This is a genomic window from Celeribacter arenosi (assembly GCF_039539485.1).
GTDB lineage: Bacteria > Pseudomonadota > Alphaproteobacteria > Rhodobacterales > Rhodobacteraceae > Celeribacter > Celeribacter arenosi.
In genome coordinates this window covers 1,260,135-1,284,663 of sequence record NZ_BAABDF010000007.1, presented here as the reverse complement: position 1 = coordinate 1,284,663, position 24,529 = coordinate 1,260,135, and the positions used below count along the sequence as shown (strand labels likewise).

Annotated in this window: 25 protein-coding genes, 1 tRNA gene and 1 pseudogene; 19 read left to right on the top strand and 8 right to left on the bottom strand. The window is 57.9% G+C overall.

Translation table 11 applies throughout. The annotated features are described in order from the left end of the window. The first annotated feature begins 35 nt into the window (after positions 1-35). The 12 genes from sufB (at position 36) to ABD815_RS13885 (ending at position 7,939) form a co-directional block, all read left to right on the top strand. Positions 36-1,577, top strand: a complete 1,542-nt coding sequence (gene sufB, locus ABD815_RS13940; RefSeq protein WP_344848016.1) for a Fe-S cluster assembly protein SufB — start codon at positions 36-38, stop codon at positions 1,575-1,577. After that, positions 1,577-1,759, top strand: coding sequence for a hypothetical protein (locus tag ABD815_RS13935; protein ID WP_344848013.1), 183 nt, complete (start codon positions 1,577-1,579; stop codon positions 1,757-1,759). Before sufB ends, ABD815_RS13935 begins: the two co-directional genes overlap by 1 nt. Then, a complete protein-coding gene (locus ABD815_RS13930; RefSeq protein ID WP_344848010.1) occupies positions 1,756-2,067 on the top strand; it encodes a heavy metal-binding domain-containing protein in 312 nt (103 codons plus the stop codon). Before ABD815_RS13935 ends, ABD815_RS13930 begins: the two co-directional genes overlap by 4 nt. A 3-nt stretch (positions 2,068-2,070) precedes the next feature. Further along, positions 2,071-2,283, top strand: coding sequence for a hypothetical protein (locus tag ABD815_RS13925; protein ID WP_344848007.1), 213 nt, complete (start codon positions 2,071-2,073; stop codon positions 2,281-2,283). A 162-nt stretch (positions 2,284-2,445) separates the two neighbouring features. Beyond that, positions 2,446-2,997 (top strand): hypothetical protein, encoded by a 552-nt coding sequence (locus ABD815_RS13920; protein ID WP_344848004.1) that lies wholly within the window; start codon positions 2,446-2,448, stop codon positions 2,995-2,997. Between the two features lie 144 nt (positions 2,998-3,141). Next, entirely contained in the window at positions 3,142-3,405 is a 264-nt protein-coding gene (locus tag ABD815_RS13915; protein WP_344848002.1) for a hypothetical protein, read from the top strand. Positions 3,406-3,510: 105 nt separating this feature from the next. Beyond that, positions 3,511-4,272 (top strand): Fe-S cluster assembly ATPase SufC, encoded by a 762-nt coding sequence (gene sufC / locus ABD815_RS13910; RefSeq protein ID WP_344848000.1) that lies wholly within the window; start codon positions 3,511-3,513, stop codon positions 4,270-4,272. Continuing rightward, complete coding sequence (sufD, locus tag ABD815_RS13905; RefSeq protein ID WP_425549862.1) at positions 4,272-5,570, top strand: Fe-S cluster assembly protein SufD; 1,299 nt, start codon at positions 4,272-4,274, stop codon at positions 5,568-5,570. Before sufC ends, sufD begins: the two co-directional genes overlap by 1 nt. Next, entirely contained in the window at positions 5,570-6,064 is a 495-nt protein-coding gene (locus ABD815_RS13900; protein WP_344847998.1) for a YIP1 family protein, read from the top strand. Before sufD ends, ABD815_RS13900 begins: the two co-directional genes overlap by 1 nt. Beyond that, on the top strand, positions 6,061-7,281 hold the full coding sequence (locus tag ABD815_RS13895) for a cysteine desulfurase (protein ID WP_344847996.1): 1,221 nt from the start codon (positions 6,061-6,063) through the stop codon (positions 7,279-7,281). The genes ABD815_RS13900 and ABD815_RS13895 overlap by 4 nt, the downstream gene beginning before the upstream one ends. A gap of 52 nt (positions 7,282-7,333) precedes the next feature. Next, positions 7,334-7,807 carry a hypothetical protein gene (locus ABD815_RS13890; RefSeq protein ID WP_344847994.1) on the top strand — a complete coding sequence of 158 codons (474 nt, stop codon included), beginning with the start codon at positions 7,334-7,336 and terminating at the stop codon, positions 7,805-7,807. A gap of 55 nt (positions 7,808-7,862) precedes the next feature. Then, positions 7,863-7,939, top strand: a tRNA-Arg gene (locus ABD815_RS13885). Between the two features lie 58 nt (positions 7,940-7,997). On the opposite strand, the gene ABD815_RS13880 is transcribed toward ABD815_RS13885, so the two are convergent. The 3 genes from ABD815_RS13880 to mepK form a co-directional block, all read right to left on the bottom strand. Further along, positions 7,998-8,162: a hypothetical protein gene (locus ABD815_RS13880; RefSeq protein WP_344847993.1), complete on the bottom strand. Its 165-nt coding sequence runs from the start codon at positions 8,160-8,162 to the stop codon at positions 7,998-8,000. A gap of 202 nt (positions 8,163-8,364) precedes the next feature. Beyond that, a complete protein-coding gene (locus ABD815_RS13875; RefSeq protein ID WP_344847991.1) occupies positions 8,365-9,939 on the bottom strand; it encodes a hypothetical protein in 1,575 nt (524 codons plus the stop codon). A 470-nt stretch (positions 9,940-10,409) separates the two neighbouring features. Then, positions 10,410-10,979, bottom strand: coding sequence for a peptidoglycan L,D-endopeptidase MepK (gene mepK / locus ABD815_RS13870; RefSeq protein ID WP_344847990.1), 570 nt, complete (start codon positions 10,977-10,979; stop codon positions 10,410-10,412). 538 nt (positions 10,980-11,517) lie between these two features. On the opposite strand from mepK, the gene ABD815_RS13865 reads away from it, so the two are divergent. The 4 genes from ABD815_RS13865 to ABD815_RS13850 all read left to right on the top strand — a co-directional run bounded on the left by ABD815_RS13865 (position 11,518) and on the right by ABD815_RS13850 (position 15,876). After that, entirely contained in the window at positions 11,518-13,128 is a 1,611-nt protein-coding gene (locus tag ABD815_RS13865; RefSeq protein ID WP_344847988.1) for a L,D-transpeptidase family protein, read from the top strand. 110 nt (positions 13,129-13,238) lie between these two features. Further along, positions 13,239-14,306, top strand: a complete 1,068-nt coding sequence (gene lpxD / locus ABD815_RS13860) for a UDP-3-O-(3-hydroxymyristoyl)glucosamine N-acyltransferase (protein ID WP_344847986.1) — start codon at positions 13,239-13,241, stop codon at positions 14,304-14,306. Between the two features lie 92 nt (positions 14,307-14,398). Continuing rightward, positions 14,399-14,668, top strand: a complete 270-nt coding sequence (locus ABD815_RS13855; RefSeq protein WP_344847984.1) for an acyl carrier protein — start codon at positions 14,399-14,401, stop codon at positions 14,666-14,668. Further along, positions 14,665-15,876: a beta-ketoacyl-[acyl-carrier-protein] synthase family protein gene (locus tag ABD815_RS13850; protein WP_344847982.1), complete on the top strand. Its 1,212-nt coding sequence runs from the start codon at positions 14,665-14,667 to the stop codon at positions 15,874-15,876. Before ABD815_RS13855 ends, ABD815_RS13850 begins: the two co-directional genes overlap by 4 nt. 70 nt (positions 15,877-15,946) lie before the next feature. Here ABD815_RS13850 and ABD815_RS13845 read toward each other — a convergent pair whose 3' ends face one another. Further along, a complete protein-coding gene (locus ABD815_RS13845) occupies positions 15,947-16,594 on the bottom strand; it encodes an invasion associated locus B family protein (protein WP_344847980.1) in 648 nt (215 codons plus the stop codon). 508 nt (positions 16,595-17,102) lie between these two features. On the opposite strand from ABD815_RS13845, the gene ABD815_RS13840 reads away from it, so the two are divergent. Continuing rightward, entirely contained in the window at positions 17,103-18,692 is a 1,590-nt protein-coding gene (locus ABD815_RS13840; protein ID WP_344847978.1) for a helicase HerA-like domain-containing protein, read from the top strand. On the opposite strand, the gene ABD815_RS13835 is transcribed toward ABD815_RS13840, so the two are convergent. The 4 genes from ABD815_RS13835 to ABD815_RS13820 form a co-directional block, all read right to left on the bottom strand. Then, positions 18,689-19,462 (bottom strand): 23S rRNA (adenine(2030)-N(6))-methyltransferase RlmJ, encoded by a 774-nt coding sequence (locus ABD815_RS13835; protein ID WP_344847977.1) that lies wholly within the window; start codon positions 19,460-19,462, stop codon positions 18,689-18,691. The two genes, ABD815_RS13840 and ABD815_RS13835, sit on opposite strands and share 4 nt — an antisense overlap. Then, positions 19,462-20,772: an HlyC/CorC family transporter gene (locus tag ABD815_RS13830; protein ID WP_344847975.1), complete on the bottom strand. Its 1,311-nt coding sequence runs from the start codon at positions 20,770-20,772 to the stop codon at positions 19,462-19,464. Before ABD815_RS13830 ends, ABD815_RS13835 begins: the two co-directional genes overlap by 1 nt. 72 nt (positions 20,773-20,844) lie before the next feature. After that, entirely contained in the window at positions 20,845-21,780 is a 936-nt protein-coding gene (locus ABD815_RS13825) for a site-specific tyrosine recombinase XerD (RefSeq protein ID WP_344847973.1), read from the bottom strand. Next, entirely contained in the window at positions 21,777-23,348 is a 1,572-nt protein-coding gene (locus ABD815_RS13820) for a hypothetical protein (protein ID WP_344847971.1), read from the bottom strand. Before ABD815_RS13820 ends, ABD815_RS13825 begins: the two co-directional genes overlap by 4 nt. 414 nt (positions 23,349-23,762) lie before the next feature. Between ABD815_RS13820 and ABD815_RS13815 the strand changes: the two genes are divergently transcribed. Both ABD815_RS13815 and ABD815_RS13810 read left to right on the top strand, forming a co-directional pair. Beyond that, a complete protein-coding gene (locus ABD815_RS13815; protein ID WP_425549872.1) occupies positions 23,763-24,272 on the top strand; it encodes a shikimate kinase in 510 nt (169 codons plus the stop codon). Continuing rightward, positions 24,269-24,529, top strand: a pseudogene (locus ABD815_RS13810) (3-dehydroquinate synthase); the annotation flags it as partial. The gene ABD815_RS13815 and the pseudogene ABD815_RS13810, both read left to right, overlap by 4 nt.

Below are 24,529 nucleotides of genomic sequence, written 5' to 3'. Positions count from 1 at the left end.
TAAGCCCGCGAAACGCACGAAGGAAAGGTGATCCGATGGTGGATGACGTTCAACTTAAAGACCAGGTCAAAGACGGGGTCGAAGAAGATACTGTCGCTGCGGTTCAGGCGCTGGCTGGCGCTTATAAGTACGGCTGGGACACCGATATCGAAATGGAATACGCCCCTAAAGGGCTGTCCGAAGATATCGTGCGCCTGATTTCGGCCAAGAACGAAGAGCCCGAGTGGATGCTGGACTGGCGCCTTGAGGCCTATCGTCGTTGGCTCACGCTTGAAGAGCCCAATTGGGCCATGGTGGATTACCCCGAGATCGACTTTCAGGACCAGTATTACTACGCGCGTCCCAAGAGCATGGAAACCAAGCCGAAGTCTCTCGACGAGGTCGATCCCAAGCTTCTCGCGACATACGAAAAGCTCGGCATCTCTCTGAAAGAGCAGATGATTTTGGCCGGCGTCGAAGGTGCGGGCGAGGTGCCTGCGGATGGTGCGAACTCCCAGCGCAAAGTCGCCGTGGACGCCGTTTTTGACTCCGTTTCGGTCGGGACGACGTTCAAGAAAGAGCTCGAAAATGCGGGCGTCATTTTCTGTTCGATCTCCGAGGCGATCAAAGAGCACCCAGAGCTGGTGAAGAAATACCTCGCCTCCGTGGTGCCGATTTCCGACAACTACTATGCAACGCTGAACTCTGCCGTGTTCTCGGATGGCTCGTTTGTCTACATTCCGCCGAATACGCGCTGCCCGATGGAGCTTTCGACCTACTTCCGTATCAACGCGGAAAACACCGGCCAGTTCGAGCGCACGCTGATCATCGCCGACAAGGGGTCGTTCGTGTCGTACCTCGAAGGCTGCACAGCCCCACAACGCGACGTGGCCCAGTTGCACGCTGCTGTGGTTGAAATCGTGGTCATGGACGACGCGGAGGTGAAATACTCCACTGTTCAGAACTGGTTTCCCGGGGATGAGACCGGCAAGGGTGGTATCTACAACTTCGTCACCAAGCGTGCCGATTGCCGTGGGGATCGCTCCAAGGTGATGTGGACGCAGGTTGAAACCGGATCGGCCGTCACGTGGAAATACCCGTCGTGCATCCTTCGTGGTGATGACAGTCAGGGCGAGTTCTATTCAATCGCGATCACCAACAACATGCAGCAGGCCGATACGGGCACCAAAATGATCCACCTTGGCAAAAACACCAAGAGCCGGATCGTGTCCAAAGGCATCTCCGCCGGTAAAGCACAGAACACCTATCGCGGTCAGGTTTCGATGCACAAAAAGGCCTCCGGATCGCGCAATTACACGCAGTGCGACTCGCTCCTGATCGGGTCGGATTGCGGTGCGCACACGGTGCCCTACATCGAGGTTAGAAATAACTCCTCGCGTGTAGAGCATGAGGCGACGACATCGAAGGTGGATGATGACCAGATGTTCTACTGCCAGTCGCGCGGTCTGGACGAAGAAGAGGCGGTCGCGCTGATCGTCAACGGGTTCTGTAAAGACGTCCTGCAGGCGTTGCCCATGGAGTTTGCCATGGAAGCGCAGCAGTTGGTGGCGATTTCGCTCGAGGGATCGGTGGGCTGATGAGTGCGCGTGCGCGCCTGTTTCAAACGGGGATCGCCACGGCCCTGTGGGGTTTGGGGATGCATTTCCTGTTTGATTGGCCGCGCGAAGAACTGCTCGCGCCGATGCTGGTTTTTGGCTGCCTTTACTGGGTCGTGAGCCGCGTCATCCATCACCTGATTGAAAAGGGGAGAGATCAATGATCATCACAACGACACCCTCCATCGAAGGGCGCAGCATTGCCGAATATCGTGGCATCGTTACCGGCGAGGCCATTCTGGGCGCGAATATTTTCCGCGACCTGTTCGCGGGCATCCGCGACATCGTGGGCGGGCGCTCTGCTGCCTACGAGCAGGAACTCGGGAAGGCGCGCAAGACCGCTCTCAAGGAAATGGAAGACGAAGCCCGCAGCCTGGGTGGTGACGCTGTCGTTGGGGTCGATCTCGACTATGAGGTAATCAACAACATGCTGATGGTGTCGGCCTCCGGTACCGCTGTGAAACTGGGGTAATCCATGCATCCTGAACTCGTCACTTTTTTTGCCATGAAAAGCTTTGGCGTCGCCGTCGGTATCTTTGTGGGTGCCTTGATCGGCTTGTCGATCCGCGCGAGTCGCGGCAGCACCCAAGGTCTGTACAAAGGGTCTGTTTATGCCACCGCCTTTTTGGCCTCCATGTTGGGATGGGCGGTCATGATCCTCATTCGCATGGTTACTTATCAGGGCTAGGGAGACGGGGATTGTTCGTGAAAACGCAACAATATGAGGAATTTGGCGCATTAGTTTCGACTAATGTGGCAGCATTTCCTTACCCTGCGTCAACAGTGCCCGAATTCTGCCATGATGCTGTTTTAGCCTCAGAGCTTGTATCCAGTGTGAGAAGGTTCGGTCATGAGCCAGCAAAACGAGTTCTACCTACGCCTGTCGCGGTTGCCACAGCCAGCAGTGAACACGGACCTTTTGTTGGGGCCGTCACGTGCACGCAATGTCGATCGCAACCAACGCTTGTCGGAAATGACAGAGCGGTACCAGCGCGGGCCCTACGGGGACGCCTACAAACCGCGCGCGGCTTTGCCGATCACGCCGGTGGTGTCGTATTTCTTCGCCTTTGCGCTCGGCGGGATGGCGGCCTTTATCGCGCGCTTCCTGCGGTTTCAGGTAGAGGGCGTTCCGCGCGGCGCGCCGGACCTCAATCTCATTATCGACGTGGTCTTCGCAATTTCTGTCGCATTTCTGGTGCGCGAACTTTTGTCCCTGTCAGCGGTCAAACGCATGGGGGCGCAATTCGCCGGAATTCTGTTGGCGCTCATCACGATGCACAATGTCGTGCATATGTTCCCTCAAACTTTCGAAAAGACCTTTTCGAGCGAATGGGTAGAGCATGTGACGTCGTCGACGCAGGCGGGATCGTTGCATTTCCTGGGGCGCGACTACGCACTCTAAGAGGTAACACCTCCGCCCGCGGGTCTGTCGCATCCGAACATAACTGCGCAACAATTCCCCGCTTCGGTCACGATCTTAGCCCAATTGAAAGCAATCCTGACGACAACACCAAATTTGTGGGTGTGCAAGTCAAGGATCGGCATCATGCAGAATGTTCAAATGAACGGCTTCTCGGCACGTCTGGCGCGCGTCGAAGCAGGCGGGGCAAACACATTTTCCACCATCCATGCGGGCAATCTGCGCCGGTCGAAACGGCCAAAAGCGTCGAAAGCCAACCAGCTCTTTGCACCCCAGTCCATGGGGCCATCCAAAGGGCGTCTGATGCGCTTGGGGCTTCGCTCCGGCCTGTTTCAGGCGGCGGTGTTCGGACTTGGATTAATTCTCTACCTGAATTACGTCGGTCTTTGACCGGCGCGGCGCATAGGCGTCGCAACACTTATCAAAACAAAAAAACAATGACTGGCCCGTCGGGAGAATTCCCGTGCGGGCAAAATGTTGTGGAAGGATACGCACATGCTTGAGATCAAAAACCTGCACGCAGAACTCGAAGAAGAGGGCAAAAAAATCCTCAAAGGGGTGAACCTGAGTGTGAAATCGGGTGAAGTCCACGCCATCATGGGCCCGAACGGCTCCGGTAAATCGACGACATCCTATGTGCTTTCGGGCCGTGATGGGTATGAGGTCACCGAAGGTTCGGCGACTTTGGAGGGTCAGGAACTGCTTGATCTGGGACCGGAAGAGCGCGCTGCGGCGGGCCTGTTTTTGGCGTTCCAGTATCCTGTCGAAATTCCCGGCGTTGGGAACATGACCTTCCTGCGCACCGCGGTGAACGCACAGCGCAAAGCGCGCGGTGAAGAGGAAATGGATGCAACCACATTCCTCAAAGTCGTTCGTGAAAAGGCAAAAAGTCTGAAAATCGATGCCGATATGCTCAAACGCCCCGTGAACGTCGGTTTCTCCGGTGGCGAGAAAAAGCGCAACGAAATCCTGCAGATGGCGATGCTCGAGCCGAAAATGTGCATCCTGGATGAAACGGATTCCGGTCTCGATGTCGATGCAATGAAACTGGTTGCGGAGGGCGTGAATGCGCTGCGCAGCCCTGATCGTTCGTTTCTCGTCATCACGCACTACCAACGTCTGCTCGACTACATCAAACCCGATGTTGTGCACATCATGTTCGACGGCCGCATCATCAAATCCGGTGGTCCCGAGCTTGCGCTTGAGGTGGAACAGAACGGCTACGCTGATCTGCTCGCCGAGGCGGAGGGAGCCTAATGACACGCGCACAAGCTAAACAACGCAAACTGGATGCGACGCAGGCGCGTGTTCAGGGAATGCCGATCCCGCAGGGGGCAGCGTGGTCAAATGACATCCGACAGGATGCGTTGAACCGGCTCCTTTCGATGGGTCTCCCGCAGGCGCGCGACGAGTATTGGAACTGGACGCGGCCCGACACGCTGACGGCGCAAACTGTCACGCCGGCGGCCACTTTTGATGGTTCCGACGAAGCGCCGATGTTTGGCAGCATTGATCGGCTGACGATCGTCTTCGTTGACGGTGTGTTCGATGAAGGTGCCTCGGACGATCTTTCTGGCGAAAACCTCGAAATCATGCGCCTGTCGGAAGCTTTGGCTGCTGACATCCATTGGGCAAAGGACCTCTACGGGGTTCTGGAAACAGATGGGCAAGATCCGGTTGAACGGCCACTGGCGGCAATGAACACGTGTTTCGCAACGGATGGTATCGTCGTTCGTGCCACTGGCGTCGTTACCAAGCCTGTGAATCTCGTTTACCTCCATAATTCAGATACTTCCGACGCTATCCTCCACCACGTTGTTCGCGTGGAAACAGGGGCGGAGCTCACCATTCTGGAAAACGGGCCCGCTGCGGCACGGTTCAACAAGGTGATGGAAGTAGATGTCGCCGAGGGCGCGAAATTCCACCATGTCCGCACCCAAGGGCGCGATCATGAGCGCCGTGCGGCAACGCATATTTTTGCGCGCATCGGTGCCGAGGCATTGTTCAAATCCTTCACGATGACCGCGAATGGTGTTCTGACACGCAACGAAGTGGTTCTGGATATTGTCGGTGATGACTCAAACGCCCATGTCGCCGGTGTGGCGATGGGGGATGGTAGTTTTCACCACGATGACACCGTGTTCGTGACCCATGACGCAGAGCGTTGCGAGAGCCGTCAGGTTTTCAAAAAGGTGCTCAGAAACGGCGCAGAGGGCGTGTTCCAAGGCAAAATCCTCGTGAAAGATGGCGCGCAGAAAACCGATGGCTATCAAATCAGCCAAGGCTTGCTGTTGGATGGCGATAGCCAGTTTCTCGCCAAGCCGGAGTTGGAGATTTACGCCGATGACGTGGCCTGTTCACATGGTTCCACGGTCGGTGCGATCGATGAAACGGCGCTGTTCTACCTACGCTCGCGCGGGGTTCCGGAACGCGAAGCGACGGATCTTCTGACCTTGGCGTTTCTTGCCGAAGTGCTTGACGAGATTGAAGATGAAGCCATTTCGAGCGAGGTTTTGACCCGTCTCGAAGGGTGGCTCAAGCGCCGGAAAGCCTGATGGGTTTGGTGACGGATATCGTGGCGACCTATCGCACACCGCGCCGTGTTGTCCGTCACCGGATCGGGCCGGAACCCGATGAGGGGCGCGCCTTGGTGACGCTGATGCTGGCCTGTGGCCTGATCTTTGTTGCGCAATGGCCGCGCCTGTCACGCGAAGCATTCGAGAGCGGACATGAACTGCAGATGCTGATCGGGGCCGCTCTTCTCGGGTGGTTGTTCTTTATGCCTTTGGTGTTTTACGTGCTGTCCGGCGTCGTGGGCGTTGTATTGCGCCTCGCGGGCGGGGCGGGCGGCTATCCTGTTCGGGTCGCGACGTTCTGGGCCTTACTCGCGGCGGCGCCTCTGTGGCTCCTGTGGGGGTTGGTGGCAGGCTTTGTGGGGCCGAGCGTCGGGTTCACGCTTACCGGCGGAGTGGCACTCGGGGCGTTTCTGGTTTTCTGGGGATTTGGACTGGCCGAGGCCGCGTTCCCCAAAGGGGTTGAAACTACATGACCTATGATGTCGACGCGATCCGCCGCGACTTTCCTATTTTGTCACGCGAGGTGAACGGAAAGCCGCTGACCTATCTCGACAACGGGGCGTCGGCACAGAAGCCGCAGGTTGTGATTGACGCCATCACGCAGGTCTATTCGCAGGAATATTCTAACGTTCACCGTGGGTTACACTTTCTTTCTAATCTTGCGACCGAAAAGTACGAGGGCGTGCGCGAAAAAGTGCGCCGGTTCATGCGCGCAGGCCACGAAGACGAGATCATCTTTACCTCCGGGACGACCGAGGCGATCAATCTGGTCGCTTATTCTTGGGCGATGCCGCGCCTGCAGGCGGGGGATGAAATCGTCCTTTCGGTCATGGAGCATCACGCCAATATCGTGCCGTGGCATTTTCTGCGCGAACGGATGGGCGTTGTCCTGAAATGGGTCGATTGCGCGCCTGATGGTAGCCTCGACCCGCAGGCAGTCATTGATGCGATAGGGCCCAAGACCAAGCTTGTCGCGATCACTCATATGTCCAACGTGACCGGCACGAAGGTAGATGTGAAGACCATCTGCCATGCGGCGCGCGCGCGCGGTGTAGCGACGCTCGTCGATGGGTCGCAGGCCGCGGTGCATGGACCAATCGATGTTGTGGATATCGGATGCGATTTTTATCCGATCACCGGCCACAAACTTTATGGTCCCTCCGGTTCGGGCGCGATCTACATCCGCGCAGAGCGTCAGGCGGAGATGCGACCCTTCATGGGCGGTGGCGATATGATCGACCATGTGTCCAAAGATGTGGTGACTTACAATAAGCCCCCGATGAAGTTCGAGGCAGGCACCCCCGGCATCGTGCAAACCATCGGTTTTGGGGTCGCGCTCGACTATCTCGAAAGCATCGGCATGGACGCGATCGCTGCCCATGAAGCCGATATTGCCGCCTATGCAAGTGCGCGGCTGCAGGGTCTGAATTGGCTCTCCGTGCAGGGCACGTCTCCGGGTAAGGGGGCAATCTTTTCCTTCACCATGGAAGGGGCCCATGCGCATGATCTGTCTACGGTGCTTGATAAGCGCGGTGTGGCGGTGCGTGCCGGATCGCATTGTGCCATGCCATTGATGGAACACCTTGGCGTGACGGCGACATGTCGTGCGTCCTTTGGCATGTACAACACGCGCGCGGAGGTGGACACGCTGGTGGACGCATTGGAGCTTTGCCGCGACTTTTTTGGTTAAGGGTTGCGCGAACGGCATCGGGAGGCCAGTGTTTTCCTGTGGGAGGCCGCAGATGAAAGCACAGGCAATCTTCGCACTTTGTATGGTTGGTATCGCAGCGCCCGTCTGTGCGGATATCCAGCCCCAGAGCGGTATCTGGGCCGGCTCCGTGGTCTACACCGATGACGAAGGGTGTCCGCCCCGGATCGAACAAGGCTTGGCTCCGGCACTAACTCAGGGCGATGGCTACGAAGGACAGCGCATCGATTTTCCTGATCCGTTCTCGCCGGAAACATTCGCTGGTGATTTCGAGTGGACGCATGTTGGTGAGAACCATTGGCGCGCCGCGATTTCGAAAGAAGAACCATCTCCCATGGGGACAATTTCTGTCGCGTTGCTCCATAATCTCTACGTCAGGGCCATCGACCATCTTGAAAGCACGTCGGAGTATTCGATCACCTTTTCCGAAGGGTTGGCTGCTATGGTAGGCGGGGCTGGCCCGTGCATTCTGCGCTCCACTTTAGATCATCGTCGGACTGGCGATTAAGCGGGTGAAAACCGATTGCGTGGGGATATGCGTTTCTCTATAGACAGGCGCACGCGCACCCATAGCTCAGCTGGATAGAGCGCTGCCCTCCGAAGGCAGAGGCCAGAGGTTCGAATCCTCTTGGGTGCGCCATTTTCATAAAGCTCACACAGATTTAAGCATGCGGTAACAGTTGCATCGAAGCGGATGGCTATTCGTTGCGCAGCAACTCTTCCATGGCTTCCAGAAGGAGAACGTGGGTTTGGTTCAACTCATGCTCACGGCTGTAGTCGCCGAGATCGAGCAGAATTTCGACAAACCACAGTTCTTGATAGTGACGGGCAGCTTTTTCAGGATCGGGGATCAGAGCGCGCATTTGAGCAGCCCGCCACCGAACGCGTTCAAGACGCGCATTTGCGTCGTCGCCGGACGTGCTTGGCGATGGTGCGGGAGCGCTTGCTGCGCCGTTTATTGTTAGGACTTTTCCCATTTTCTACCTGTGTCGTCCGATCATTCTTAACCGTTAATCCTACTGCAATAGCGATCCTTTGACCGGGACCAAAGTACATTCGCAGCGGTCACCGTGACTGTTTTGTGACATTGGGTGCTCCGGTGTGAATGACTTTAAGATGTGTTTTCGCCGATACCACCCGTGCAAGCGAGAAATAGATCCTTTCCAGCTCACGTCCAACCATTCCCGTGCCAAATCGGCGAGGAATGACGGTACTTGCGTAATGGGCCGGATCAAGGTTCGGCCAAAACTCCAGATAGCTCTCGATTTGATCCTGCGCATCTTCGTTTCGCCCCACCTGCACCAGAGCTGCCGCGAGCCGCATGCGGGTTTCCGGCGTCGACGCGGTTTCCTGGGTGAGGTAGCCGAATTCCACCGCATGGTCGTACTCGGAACGGTTGAGGTAGAACTGGGTGATCCATGACAGAGCGATCCAGCGCGCGGCATTGTCTCGTGCAAAACGTGTTTCGAAGGCTTTTATTTCCTCGATCAACGATGTGTCCGGCAGTCGGTCAACAAAGGGAAAGCACAATTTGTGCAGGCGGGCGAGGGGGTGGAACGGCTCCAGCTCTAACGTCCTGCGTGTGGCATTCAGGGCAAGGGGCACGTTGCCACGATGCCAATGGTATAGCGATGTATTGAATAGCACGTCCGAACTGTTCGGGTCCAAATCATTGGCTCTTCGCACAAAAACCTCAGCCTTTTCAGCAGCTTCGGTGGTATCTTTGCGCGGGTCTACGTTCATCAGGTAGGCATATTTTTCAGCCAGTGCGGCATGAACACGCGCATCGTCAGGCGCGTCTTCGACGGCTTGTTCGAGGAGGCTGACACAATTTTGTTCGAAAGCCTGAGAATTCGGGCGGCGGTCCGGTGCAAAGACCGAGACCATATATTTCTCCCAGGCCGTCAAGGTCTCAATGGGCACATTGCTCAGAGGTGCGCGGACCGCATTGATGATCCGCAGTCGAAGTTCCATCACGAGGTTCTGCAGCAGGGCGTCTTGTGATGCGAAGGGATCATCGCTGGTTTCCTCGGTAATATTGCCGCCCCAGATGGTTTCCATCGTCGGGCCGAGGAGCTCCAGATGCACACGTGTGCGGTTCCCGACGGTTCTGAGGCTGCCATTCACAAAAAGATCGGGATCCTGCTTTGTAACGCCGGTTTGGGTGACGGATATCCCGTCGATCTTAGCGACATGCACCCGCAGATCGGCTTCGACCTCAGCAGCAAGGGCTGCGTCATTCTCCGATCCCTGAACCACCGAGAAAGGGGAAAAGGCAACCAGAGCGCGGGTTCCCAGACTGTGACTTTGGGGTGGCGCTAACGATTTGGAAGACAGATCCGCGGGTGAAGGCGCCTCACTTGCGTCATCGGCAATCTGATCGGGGTCTGCGGTGAGAACCTCCAACGCATATGTTCCCCGTGGCAGGCTGAGGCGCAGGGGGTCATTGCGCCCAGACGTCAGGTAGTAATAAACGAGGTGTTTTCGCAGTCTTCCAACCTGAACGCGCACGATGGAGTCGGAATTGGGGTCGAAATCGGAAGATCTCCCCAAAACATCCAATCCGATGCTATAGGCTTTTACCTCGTGGCCGGCATCGTTCAGCGCCGCCTCGGTCAGATATCTCAACAGATCCTGCATTCGCCCGCGTTTGGGGAAATCGGGGCTTTTGAAAATCTTTTCTAAGTGCGCTTGCACGCTCTCTCGGTCTGTCTGCATCTGGAAATCACCACTTACAATCGACACCAAATCTCCTGATGTAACGTTACATCTTGTTACACAAATCGCGAAGTAAATTCGAAATTGTGGTGCAAGGGGGTGTTCTTATGTCAGGCAAGGTTTGCAGACTAGAATTCCAGGTCGCCGCTTAAATTATTGGATTCAGGAAGAATTTTGTTTTCAGTTTGCCCCGATTTCCCACGGCAGGGAAAGAGTGAAGGTGACAGTTTTGTGACCTGCACGGAGGGCGCCTTTGCGCATGCAGACGATGACAAAAGAGGATTGGGGGCGGGAAATGTGGCTTGTCGCGCACCGGATAACTGCCGTGATTCGACGTTTATCGTGCGTGCTGACCGCCAAATTTTGAGGTGGAGCCGCCTGCGAAGTAGGCCTTAGCCCTTCCAGGTGCGAACCGGACCGCAGTCCATGTGCACGAAATCGGAGCCATAGTAGCTGCCGACGCCACCGGCCGAACAGTTTGCGGCAGCTTTTGCCATTTGCCCGACAGAGCGGGAGTTCAGGCGGAGATCAGCGGCCTGACCCTTCATGTGCAGGGAGTTCTTGGCAACGCCGCGCGAACGCGAGCGCAACATGGCGTTTGTTGCCGGCGATCTGTAGCCGGACAGCAAAAGATAGGGTTCGTTGACTTCCATCAGGCTGTGCGCGGCGGTCATGATGTCGACCGTGCGTGCATCAATCGCCTTGACCTGAGAGTTGCGCCAGTCGCGCATGAAGTAGGAGACCTCTTTGAGAGCTTCCTGAATGTATTCGCCTTCGATCCAGTAAATGGTGTCGATGCTTTCGCCGGTGCGTCCCGAGAACATGCGAAGGCGGCGGATGTCGCCAGCGCCCCGCAGAAGTCCCGCCGCATTGGCATAAACCGGAGCTGCGCAAAGTGTGGCTGCTGCAAAGCCACGGAGCAAACCGCGGCGTGATATCACGCTGGAAGCGTTTTTGGTCATTCTCTCAAGCGTCCCGTCGCTTACCTGTTCCCGCCTCACGCGGTTCCCAATTAACTCACCGCTTCGTTGCGGTCTTTTTGCCGGTTGTGATGCGGAATGATATCCCGCACTTCCGGTTTTGCACTGCCACGATTGTTTCGCGGTCTTGTCGCGGGACTGCGCCCCGGTTTGTGCCCAGAATTTTCACATCCGGTAATCGCTAACACGTCAAATCAGCAACCTTGGTGAAGTTATGGCACAATGCGATTCCCGAACCAAGCATCTGTTCCATAAAATCCTCTAACTCCTCAAAAATCGGCAGGTTTTTGCGCACGCCGCCCGTTTTCTAAGGGAAAAATGCATCGAAGTTAGGATCGATTTTGATGTCATAGCCCGGCGTAGGGAATTGGCGCCAAAGGGGAAAAACACACGCGAAGTCACCTCGGCGGGCCACTGTTGTCCATATAGCACAATAGCGCGAACGTGAGTGCGCGGCCCTCTCATTGTGAGATGCGATCGGGTAGGGTGGCTCAGACTGCTGACACTTAGAGGTTACACGATGGTATTAGTCCCGATTTTCCGGCGCGCGCGGTTGCTCGTCGTTGCATTGATCGCTTCTCTTGGGCTTATCGGTGCGGTGCAGGGCGCAACTGCGCAACAGGTCACGGCATTGATGCAATCCATTGCAGAAGCCGCAAGCGGATCCAAAGAACTTTCGGCGTATTATCGCGCCACCGGATACAAACCGGTGTTTGCGGGAACCGACGGGAAAACCCGTTCGCGTCGTCAGGCGCTCTTGCAGGCATTGGAAAGCGCGCCGGACCACGGTCTCGCACCATATGACACCACACTTTTGAAAACCAATATGCGGGCCGTGAAATCGGAGCGCGATCTGGGTCGTGTCGAAGTGGCGCTGTCCCAGATGTTCCTCGACTATGCGCGGGATATGCAGACAGGGCAGCTTGTGCCATCGCGTGTTGATCGCGAAATCGTCCGGCAGGTGCCATACCGCGATGGTGCGGGTCTTTTGGGCGCCTTTGCCAAATCTTCGCCGCGGGCGTTCCTGAAATCTCTGGCGCCGAAATCACCCGAATATACGCGTCTGTTGAAAGAGAAATCCAATCTCGAGCGTGTTCTGGGTAAAGGCGGCTGGGGCCCAACGGTTCCCGGTGGGAAATACGAGCCGGGTCAGTCGAACAATGGCGTGGTTGCCCTGCGTAACCGTCTGATTGCGATGGGCTATCTCAAGCGTACGAATTCCACGTCCTACGACGCCAACATGCAGCGCGCAGTGCAGATTTTTCAACTCCAGCACGGTCTGTCCCATGACGGGGTTGCAGGTCCGAGCACTCTTGACGAGTTGAACAAGGGCCCCGAGCAACGTCTTGCCTCGATCCACGTTGCCTTGGAGCGTGAGCGTTGGACCAATATGGAGCGCGGCAAGCGTCATATCTGGGTCAATATCACCGACTTCACGGCGCAGATCATCGACAACGATCGCGTCACGTTCGAAACGCGTTCCGTGGTTGGATCCAATGTTTCCGAGCAGCGCAGCCCCGAATTCTCCGATGTGATGGAACACATGGTGATCAACCCGACATGGAACGTGCCGCGCTCAATCGCCGTGAAAGAGTATCTGCCGCTCTTGCAAAAGAACCCGAATGCGGCAGGGCATCTGCGGATTGTCGACAATTCCGGCCGCACGGTGTCCCGTGCGGGCATCAATTTCGCCAGCTATTCGGAGCGCACCTTCCCCTTCAATCTCAAGCAGCCGCCATCTGACGGGAATGCTTTGGGGTTGGTGAAGTTCATGTTCCCCAACAAATACAACATCTACCTGCATGATACGCCTTCCAAGAGCCTGTTTGGCCGCGAAGTCCGTGCCTTTTCGCACGGGTGTATCCGCCTGCAGCAACCCTTTGATTTTGCCTATGAGCTGTTGTCCAAACAGACCGGCGATCCCAAAGGGTTCTTCCACGCCCGTCTGAATACCGGCGTTGAAACAGTGGTGCCGTTGGATGTGGAAGTGCCTGTGCACATCGTCTACCGCACAGCCATGACTGTGCCCAAAGGTGGCATGGAATATCGCCGTGACATCTACGGACGTGATGCCAAGATTTGGCGCGCGCTTCAGGCCAAAGGTGTGCAGCTGCGCGCAGTCGGCGGCTAAGGCCCCAAGCACCATAAACCGGATTGGCAAAGGGCGTGGCATGACCGCGCCCTTTGCTTTTCAAAGCGCGCCAAAGGGCTTATGTCGGGGTGAACCCGTAGGGAGCCGACATGAGCCATTCGATCACCGTAGCCGATCTTGCAACCCGACTGGGCCTGCGTTTTGCAGGCGACGGTACGCTGCCCCTTTCGCGCGCAGCCGAACCGGCGGACGCCGGGCCGAGTGATCTCGCGTTGGCGATGAATCCAAAATTTGGCGATACATTGCGTGCCGGTCAGGCAAAGGCTGCGGTCCTTTGGGATGGTGCGGATTGGACGTCCTTCGGGTTGGACGCGGCAATATTTGCGCCGCGCGCGCGGCTTGCCATGGTGGGCGTTACCGCTGCCTTCGATAGCGGGCCCGATATCGCGCCGGGCGTTCATCCATCGGCGGTAATTGATCCGACCGCGGAAATTGGCGACGGCGCGGCGATTGGGCCGCTGTGTGTTGTCGGTGCGCGGGCCAAAATCGGGGCACGCGTGCGCATGGCGGCGCATGTCACAATCGGCGCGGATGCGGTGATCGGTGAAGATGGGTTGTTCCATTCCGGCGTCAGGATCGGCAAAGGCGTGGTCATTGGCGATCGTGTCATTGCCCAACCGGGTGCGGTCGTTGGTTCGGATGGGTTTTCATTCGTGACCACCGAGAAAAGCCATGTTGAAGAAGCGCGCGAAACCCTCGGCGCCGATGTCGCGGCCGAAGGGCAGGCGTGGTTGCGCATCGCGTCGCTGGGCGGTGTGGTGATCGGCGAAGATGTGGAATTGGGCGCGAATGTCACCATCGATCAGGGAACGATCCGCCCGACACGTATCGGCGACGGGACCAAGCTCGATAACCAAGTGCAGATCGGTCACAACGTGGTTGTGGGGCGTCATTGTCTGCTCTGCGGGCAGGTCGGCGTGGCGGGATCAACCGTGATTGGTGATTTTGTCGTGATGGGCGGGCAGGCGGGTGCGGCCGACAATCTCTCTATCGGGTCGGGTGCCATTATCGGCGCGGGCACGGGTGTGCTGTCCAATGTTCCAAAAGGGCGTGCGATGATGGGCTATCCGGCTGTCACGATGCAGACACATGTTGAAATGTACAAAGCCCTGCGGCGCTTGCCCCGCTTGCTCGGGCGTCTTTCGGGCAAAGAGTGACGCAACGCATATGCGCGCATGGACATAAAAACTGGTTCCAACAAACGCGATTTCTGACTAAATCACCGCCAAAGGATCAAAAGGAAGCTGAGATGGCTAAGCAGGATGTGAAGGAAACGATCATCGAGATCATTGCCGAGCAGGCCGTTCTTGAACCGACTGATGTCTCCATGGATCAGTCTTTGGAGGATCTCGGAATCGATAGCCTCGGGTTGGTGGAAAGCATTTTCGCCATTGAGGAAGCTTTTGATATTTCCGTGCCCTTTAACGCCAACGAACCCGATCAGTCAGACTTTGACATCTCATCCATCGGCGCCATCGTCACGGCCGTCGAACGGTTGATCAAAGACCAGAAGGCATGAACCGCGTCGTCATTACAGGGGCTGGGACGGTCAATGCCCTCGGGCTTGATGTGCCCTCGACCCTCACCGCGTTCAAAGAAGCCAAAAACGGAATTTCCGAGCTGGATTTTCGCGACGTTGATCGCCTGTCGATCCGGATCGGTGGCCAAATCCACGAGTGGGATGCGGAGCACCGTTTTAACCGTCAGCAGATGGCACTTTATGACCGCTTTACCCAGTTCACTTTGGTTGCTGCGCAGCAGGCCATTGGCCAATCCGGTCTGACCTTCATCGGCGACCTTGCGGCCCATTCCGGCGTTATTCTGGGCACCTCGGGGGGTGGCCTGACGACACAGGACGACAACTACCGCATGGTCTACGAAGAGGGAAAGAACCGCGTTCACCCCTTTGTCGTGCCAAAACTGATGAACAACGCGGCCTGTAGCCATGTCTCCATGGAATACAATCTCAAAGGGCCATCCTTTACCGTGGCGACCGCCTGTGCGTCGTCGAACCACGCGATGGGGCAGGCGTTCAACATGGTGCGCTGCGGGATGGCGACAGCCATGGTCACCGGTGGCTCCGAGTCCATGTTGTGCTTTGGCGGCGTCAAAGCCTGGGAAGGTCTGCGCGTGATGTCCAAAGACGCCTGCCGCCCGTTCAGCCTAAATCGCAATGGCATGGTTCAGGGTGAAGGCGCGGCGGTTTTCGTCTTTGAAGAGTATGAACACGCGAAAAAGCGGGGTGCTGAAATTCTCGCCGAAGTGATCGGTTTTGCGATGACTTCGGATGCCTCCGACATCGTGATGCCCTCCAAACAGGGGGCCGCACGTGCCATCGCTGGCGCGTTGCGCGATGCAAAGGTGAATGCCGAGGAAGTCGGTTACATCAACGCCCATGGCACCGGCACGGCGGCCAATGACAAAACCGAATGTGCGGCTGTGGCCGATGCGCTCGGCCATCACGCAGACGACATCATGATCTCGTCGACCAAATCCATGCATGGACATTTGATTGGCGGAACAGGGGCCGTTGAGCTGCTCGCCTGTATCATGGCGCTGCGCGACGGGGTGATTGCCCCGACGATCAACTACGAAGAGCCCGACCCCGAATGTTCGCTGGACGTTGTGCCAAATGAGGCGCGTGATGCGAAAGTGGACGTGGTTCTGTCCAATGCCTTTGCATTTGGCGGTCTGAATGCGGTTATGGCGTTGCGAAAAGCGAGCTGAATCATCGACACAATAAAAAGAGCCGCCCGAAGGATCCCCCGGGCGGCCCGTAATTCAATTTTTCGCGGTATTACTCGGTTTGCGTCGCCGCGCTGCGTGCGGCTTTGTTCAACTCGGTCACGCGCGCGTATGCTGCAGTGAACCCCTTGAGCGACAGCGGGAGTCTCACAGCGGTTTCGGGTGCTGCGACAGGGTGGATGACCACTGTGCCTTCCACGCCGCGTCGGAATTGATCAACTTCGGCGCCGGTCAGACCAGCGCGCACAAAGCATCCCACGGTCGTGCAAAACGAGAACGGGTAGCGGCGGCCATTCGCGCCATCTACGAAGATGGTCATTTGCTGCGTCAACAATGTCTCGAGCGGCGCGATGAATGTCGCAGCCGCTTCCGCTTCGCCCTGACCAAGGTGGAACATGGTCACTTCCGCGACTTCAGTTCCCTGTTCGTCACGCAGGAGTTGGTAGATGGAGCAGGGCTCTGGAACATCGCCTTCGGTGCGAATACAGCGGATTTCCCAATCCCCTTCGGTTTCAAGCACATAGGTCTGTCCGGCCTGGATTTCGGTCTCGACGGGTTCGCCGGCCGACAGAGCGGGCTCAACTGCGGGCTGCTCTACCTCTGCGGCACCTTCGGGTTCGGCGTCCTGCGCCAAGAGGGGGGTAGACCCAAAGGACAGGGCGAGGGCAAATGCAGTTACGGAAAAGGTCTTCTTGAGCATCGTAATCCTACTAGGTTTTTCTGTATCACTTGGTCGCAATCCCTCTATCACGGGCTTTGGAGAGTGTCAGGGACAATCTCGGACACCTCTGTGTGACCTCGGCGAACCTTCGCCTTTTGGCGATCCGTGCCTAAGCTGGGCGACCAAAGAAAAGAGAGCTCCGGCGGACCGAAACTCTCTTTCGGATCTTTTCGATCCGGACATTCTCCCTGCCGGACTTGGCCGACTTATGGGCGCAACGCTAGGCGGGAATCAAATGCGCGTCAACGGAGATTTTTGGTTAACGCAGGGGATCGCCCCTCGGACACCTAAATGCACTGCGGCCAAAAAAACGGCCGCGCCGGGTAGCCCGGGCGGCCAGTCTGACAGGGAGGAAGTCAGTCCTAGGCAGGAAAGCCCCGCTTTGGACAGGATCAATACTGGCAGAGAGTGGTTAAATTAGTATTGTGTCGCCATACGGCGTTGAAATGCTGCGAAAATCTTACAAAGGAATCAGGGAGCGAAAGCGATGGCAGAGGATCAGGGTGTCTTTGTAGGCGGCGGTGGCGAAGGATATGGAGAGGCGCAGGAACTTCTCCTGAAATATGGCAACCGTCACGGGCTGATCGCGGGTGCGACCGGCACCGGTAAAACCGTCACGCTGCAAATTCTGGCTGAATCCTTTAGCGCACAGGGCGTGCCGGTGTTCCTGTCGGATGTGAAGGGCGATCTGTCCGGCATTGCCAAGTCAGGGAGCGAAAGTTTCAAGCTGCACGATGCCTTCACGAGCCGTGCCGAGAAAATCGGTTTCACCGACTATTCCTATGATGCGTTTCCCGTCACGTTCTGGGATCTGTATGGCGAGCAGGGGCATCCGATCCGCACCACCGTCCTCGAAATGGGACCGCTTCTGTTGTCGCGGTTGATGGCCCTTTCGGATGCACAGGAGGGCGTTCTTAACATCGCATTCCGCGTCTCCGATGAAGAAGGTCTGCCGCTCTTGGACCTCAAGGATCTGCAGTCCCTCCTGGTATGGGTGGGTGAGAACGCGGACACGCTATCGCTGCGCTATGGTAATGTTTCCAAGTCCTCGGTTGGCGCGATCCAGCGCGCACTTCTGGTGCTGGAAAATCAGGGCGGTGCGCAGCTCTTCGGGGAACCGGCACTCGCGCTTTCCGACATCCTGCGGGTCGATCCGGATGGGCGGGGTCGAGTTTCTATTTTGGCCGCGGACAAATTGATGGGGTCGCCCAAACTCTACGCGACATTCCTGCTCTGGTTGCTCTCGGAACTGTTCGAGGAACTTCCCGAAATCGGCAATCCGGACAAACCGAAACTGGTGTTTTTCTTTGATGAGGCGCATTTGCTCTTTGACGATGCGCCAAAGGCGTTGGTCGACAAAGTTGAACAGGTTGCCCGTTTGATCCGCTCCAAAGGGGTCGGGGTCTATTTCGTGACCCAGAACCCCGACGACGTGCCCGAGGATATTCTGAGCCAACTTGGCAACCGTGTTCAGCATGCATTGCGCGCCTTTACCGCACGCGACCAAAAAGCGCTGCGTATGGCGGCCGAGACCTACCGCGCGAACCCGCGTTTTGACATTGAGGACGCGATCAAAGAGGTGGGAACCGGTGAGGCCGTGACGTCCTTCCTGATCGACAAAGGTGCCCCCGGGATTGCGGAGCGCACCCTGATCCGCCCGCCGTCCTCGCAGCTCGGGCCGATCCTGCCCGAAGAGCGCGCAGCCATCATCGCCAACTCGCCGATTGCGGGCAAATACGAGTCCATTCTGGATCGCGAAAGTGCGTTCGAGATGCTGTCACGGCGCGCCGAGGATGCCGCGAAAGAGGCGGAGGAGGCAGAGCGCCTTGAAGAGGAGGCGAAACTGCGCGCGGCCGAGGAGAAGGAAGCCGAGAAACGGCGCAAGGAGCTTGAACGCGAGCTTTCAAAGGCGCGCCGTTACGAGACGAAAGAATATGGCCGCTCCACGTCACGCCGCGCGAAAAAGGACGACGGCATGGGGGCCGTGGTCACCAACCTGTTGATCAAAGAACTCAAAGGCACGACGGGGCGGCGCATCGTGCGCGGTATTCTCGGCGGGATTTTCAGGGCGCGTTAGGTGAATAGGGTCGTCAAACGGGTGGCTTCGTCGGCCAAACCATAGGGCGTGTTCGCAAAGAACATGCCCGACCCGATCATACCATGGCCCTCTTTGGCGGCTGCGAATGCTACCTGATGGTGCATAGCGCCCTGCAGGTCGAGGGTATCCAGCGCACGCGCCATGCCCGCGTGGGCGCCGTTCGAGAGCATCGGATACCAGAGCGCGATCACGCCGACATTCCATTTCGCATGCAGTTTTTCGAGAAACTTCGGGATGGTTTCGTAGTCCTTTTTAATCTCGTAGGGCGGATCAATCAGGATCATACCGCGTCGTGGTGTCGGAGGGCACAGGCTCTGCGCCAATGCAAAGCCGTCGGTTTGATAGAGATGCGCGCCGCGCGACCACATCACCCGCTCAAGGTGCTCGAATTCCTGCGGGTGCAGCTCGGCGAGGTGCAGGCTGTCTGTGTGACGCAACAGGTGGGAGGCCAGCAGCGGTGATCCCGGATAGGCATCTGGCCCGTGTTCGCCGCGAACACTTTCCAAGGCGCGTCGATAGGGATGATCGGGCGCAAAGGACGCCAAAAGACGTTTGATCCCCGCCGCCGCTTCGCCGGTTTTTGTGGCCTGTGGTCCCGCCAGATCATAGAGGCCCCGACCTGCATGGGTTTCCAGATAGGTGATGGGTTTGTCTTTTTGGGTCATATAGGCGAGCGCAGCCGACAGGAGCGCATGTTTGTGCACATCGGCCGCGTTACCGGCATGAAACCCGTGCTGATAGGACAGCATCAGTCGTCGCCAAGCGGGCGGATGTTCAGGCGGGTGATCCGGTTGCCTTCGCAGGCCGCGACTTCAAAACGGTAGCCGTGGAACGAAAACACCTGACCTGCAGAGGGGATCATCTGGGCCTCGTGAATGACGAGGCCCGCCATGGTATTGGCCTCGACATCGGGCAAGTTGCATTCGGTCGAGCGGTTGAAATCGCGGATGGTCATGCCGCCGTCGATTACCCATTCGCCGGTCTCCTGGGAACGCACAGGCGCGGATTCACCGGTGTCGAACTCGTCCGTTATTTCGCCGACGATTTCTTCGAGAATGTCCTCAAGTGTGATCAGACCCTGCAAGGAGCCGTATTCGTCAACGACGAGCGCAAAATGCGTGTGACGGCGCAGGAACTGGCGCATTTGGTCGTCCAGTGTCGTGGTCTCAGGCACAAAGTAGGGCTTCATCGCGACTTTCATCACGTCGAAGTCGTCGAACTCCGCTTCGCCCTCGGCGCGCTCTGCATACATCGCCCGCAGGAGATCCTTGGCGTGGATCACACCGACGATGTTGTCCTGATCGCCCTGATACAAAGGCAGGCGGGTATAGGGGCTTCTGAGGCAATGTTCGAGCAGCACGCGGGGTGGGGTCGCCACGTCGATCATCTCGATTTGCGAGCGGTGAAGCATGATTTCTTCCACCGTGCGATCGCCCAGATCGAGCGCGCCTAACAGGCGGTCACGGTCTTCTTTTTGAACCGCCCCTTCAACGTGGCCGAGAGAGATCGCGCCCGCGATTTCGTCGCGCATCGCCAGAACACCGGTGTCGGGGTCGATTTTGACCCCGAAGGCCCGCAGCATCAGCCGCACGATAGCACGCACCGCCGAGACGATGGGGGAGAAGACCAAAACGATGATGCTGATCGGTGATGCGACCCGCGAGGCGGCGGTTTCGGCATTCGTGATGGCGTAAGTCTTGGGCAGAACTTCGGCAAAAATCAGCACCAGCATTGTCATGATCAGCGTGGCCAGCGCGACGCCGCTCTCTCCGAACACACGGGTAAACAGAGCCGTGGCCAGAGAGGTCGCCAGAATGTTGACGAGGTTGTTGCCAAGCAGCACCGAGCCGATCAACCGTTCGTTATCCTCGGTGATTTTCAGGGCGCGAGCAGAGCCTTTGTCGCCCCTGTCGGCGCGTCCATGAAGCTTGGAACGTGATGCAGCGGTGAGTGCCGTTTCGGACCCCGAAAAGAAGGCCGACATCACAAGAAGACAAAAGATCGCGCCCGAGGTAATCCAGAAGGCAGCGTCGAGGAGGGGTGGTGCTACGTTTTCCATGTGAGTGGTTATGGGGCCGAGCGCGCGCCGAAGCAAGAGGTCGCGATGCACAGACGGGGCAGATCCGCGGTGCTAATTATCGTGGTCTTCGGCAAGGGGATGATGGGTCAGAACCAGATCTTTGAGCCGCTCTTCGAGGACATGGGTGTAGATTTCTGTGGTCGAAAGATCGGCGTGCCCCAGAAGGGTCTGGATGGCGCGCAAATCCGCACCATTTGCCAGAAGATGCGTTGCAAATGCATGGCGCAGAACGTGGGGCGTGACCTTTGCGGGTGAAATGCCGGCCTGAATGGCGATTTCTTTGGTCAGGTTGTGAAAACTCACGCGGGTGAAGTGTCCGTCTTTGCCCCGCGACGGGAACAGAAAGGGGGACGCCTTCGCGCCTTTCCGTTTGGCCTCTGCTTCGTTTTCATCGCGCAGGGTTAGCCATTGCGTCGTCGAATCGCGGGCTGGCTGCGACAGGGGCACCATGCGTTCCTTGCCACCTTTCCCGCGGACAAGAACCATACGTGGATCGCCGCGCACGGCAGCGACGGGCAGGCCGACGAGTTCGCTGACGCGCATACCCGTGGCATAAAGGAGCTCCATGAGCGCGGTGTTGCGGATACGGTCTGCGTGCGTGCGTCCCGTGCTGCGCGCGGCTTCCAAAAGGCGCGACACCTCATCTTCGCTCAGCGTCTTTGGCAGGCTTTTGGCACGACCCGGTCCCTTGATCTGGAGGGCAGGGTTGTCTTTGCGCCACCCTTCCTCGAAGGCGAAGCGGTAGAGTTGTTTTATGGACGACAGACGGCGCGCACGGGTCGAAGACGCGAGCCCCTCTGCCTCGCACCGCACGAGGTAGTCTTCTACATCCTTGCGCATGGCGCTTGGAAAATCCTTGCCCTTGCGCGCGAGGTAGTCGGAGAAATCAATCAGATCGCGCCCGTAGGAGAGGCGTGTGTTTTCCGCGGCGCCCAACTCGGCCATCTGGGCTTCTGCAAAGGCGGAAATCCAACGGTGGTCGTTCATCCGCGGCGTTCCAGCAGGACGAGTTCCAGAGCCGCGCGCCGCGCTGTCGCTTCTAGCCCCACGGCGCGGAAAAACTGCAGCGCATCGGAGAGTTCGTCAAGATCGCCCGCCGCACCCCCTTCGAGGAGTTCGATCGCGCGCAAAATGGCTTCGCCCAACCGACGCTCGCGCACGAGGTTGTCGAGGCGCACGGGAACACCGTCGTTGCGGAACCCGTCGGCAATGGTGCGAAAGATTGGTTCTGATGGCACGGTGGCGGGCAAATCGCCGAGCGCGATGGCAATCAGGAAGCCGAATTTCGGATCACGTGCCGAGTCTGTGCGCGCAGCAATCGTTTCAAAACTCGATGACAGCAGCGCGACTTCAAGGGCCGTCGTGGCAGCCGCCCCGGTCAGGGGCAGTGTTGCGAGGCGTCGCGCGAAAAGATCGGCGAACACTGTTTGCAGGCCCGCGGCGCGCATTGCCGCCCACGCGGGAATGAGTGACGAAGACACAGCGCCGGGATCACCGGAATGAAGCGCCGTTTCGAAATGTTGCAGCGCGTCGATGCGATCCCAGATGCCTCCCGAAGCGGCGGGCAGGTGTTCAGACCAGATCCCGAGCCAGCGGTTGGGAGACAATGCGCCCACACGCGCGAGGCGTTCTGCCGCGCTCGCGCGGGCTTTCCATCCTGTTGTTTCGCGCAGGTCGGAATGGATGAAAGCAAGCGGCAGAGCCGTCGTAGGCAGCGGTTCCCCGATCGCTTCCATCATACGCAGGGTCAGAGGGGACGGGAGTGCGGGCACGGGCAGGGGAGGTTCGCCCTCAAACAACTCGGGATCGAGAAAACGCGACAGCAGCGCGACTTCGGTCTCGGAAATGAGCCCGAGTGCCTCGCCGCTATTCAGCGTGAGTGCCGCCGCGTTCCAATCACCGGCGCGCGCCAGACAGAAGACGCGGGCAGGCAGGGTTGGTGACAATCCCGGCGTGCCGGTGAGGCGCGTGCAGGCCTCGTTTTCGGTGCCCAGCAACAGTTTGGTGTCAAAGGAGCGGCGGAAGACTTCGCGATTGGTTGTGCCCGCGCGTTCCATCATCGCATCGGCCTCTTCGAGAAGCCCCTGCGCCAGTAGCGCGTCGATGCGTGCAAGAAACAGCCGTCCCTCTTTGTCTTCGCCGGCTGGCGGGTCGAGTTCGGCGAGAACGAGTGTGTTCAACAGACGCCGCGATGCGGGCAAGAGGTCCGGTTCTGCTGCAATGGAGGTGATGCGGCGGGCCAGATCGCCCGCATTGGACGCCCCCCACAGGCCACGTGGCAGGCCGGTCGTCGAGGGGGGCAATAACCCCGTCGCGTCGAGCTGGGTGGCTTCCAACGGGGCGACGGTCACGTCTTCTGGCAGTGCATTATCGGCAATGTCATCGGGGGGCGGAGCCACTTTTGAAGGCATCGCAACCGGCGTGGGCGCGGCATCAAGCGTGTCGGAGAGCCAATCGATTGCCGACAGGGGGCGGTCGCTCGCAGAGGACTGTGCGACGAGCGGCGCGGCCGAGACGGATAAACACAGACAGAGAGGGAGAGCGCGTCGAAACATGACGCGGATCACTCCAGATCGATTGTGACGGGAACGCTTCGCTCCGCGCGAACGGGTGAGAGATCGCCAATATAGGCGAAAGCCACGAAGCCGATGATCCCAAGCATCAATATGAATGCCAGGAACCTGAACAGGAATTTGCGCACGGGGGTCTGCCTCCTCGTTATCTCGAGCGGTCTCGTTGATGTCTTTTATACCTGCAAAGGCTGCCGGAAAAGACGTGCCTATCTGTGACTCTACCGCTTTTATTTGTTTTATATATGGTATTCGGATCAAGATCACGCCATTGAGATGAGGAATTTTTTGACAAAGGCGCGAGCAGGCGGGAGTTTGCCGGCAATTGTCAGAGCACAAGACGAATGGCGAGCGGGGCAGGCGCGCGTGGGACTAAAGAAGACGGTGGCTCTTGTTGGCATGATGGGGGCCGGAAAATCCGCCATCGGCAAGGCGCTCGCTCTGCGTCTCAATGTGCCGTTTCTGGACTCCGATATGGAGATCGAAAAAGCTGCCGACCGTTCGATTGCCGAGATTTTCCAACGCGACGGCGAGGCGTTTTTCCGCGCCAAGGAATCCCAAGTGATCGAGCGTTTGCTCCTGAACGAACGCTGTATCCTGTCGACGGGCGGGGGTGCCTTTCTGACCCCAGAAAACCGTCGCATGATCGCCAGCAATGGCATCGCAGTCTGGCTCAAGGCCGACACCGCTATCCTGTGGTCACGGGTAAAGCACAAAGGCACGCGGCCGTTGTTGCAAACAGAAAACCCGTATCAAACCTTGGTTGACCTCGCGCAGGCGCGCGAACCGGCCTATGCCGAGGCGGGCCTGATTGTGGAGGCCGAAATGGATATGTCCATCGACGAGATGACATCCAAGGTGATCCGCGCGTTGCGCGCCCACGGTGGCATTTTGGAGGATGACCAATGACTCGTATCGAAACTGTCCATGTTCCCTTGGGCGATCGCGACTATGATGTGGTGATTGGTGAGGGGCTCATCGCTAAAGCGGGTGCCTATATTGCGCCACTCTTGGGGGCCAAAAAACATGTCGCGGTTCTGACCGATGAAACCGTCGCCCAGCACCATCTGGATGCGCTTGCCCGGGGTCTGAAAACGGCGGGGATCACCATGACGTCTTTGGCTCTCCCTGCGGGTGAGGCAACTAAAGGCTGGCCGCAATTCTCG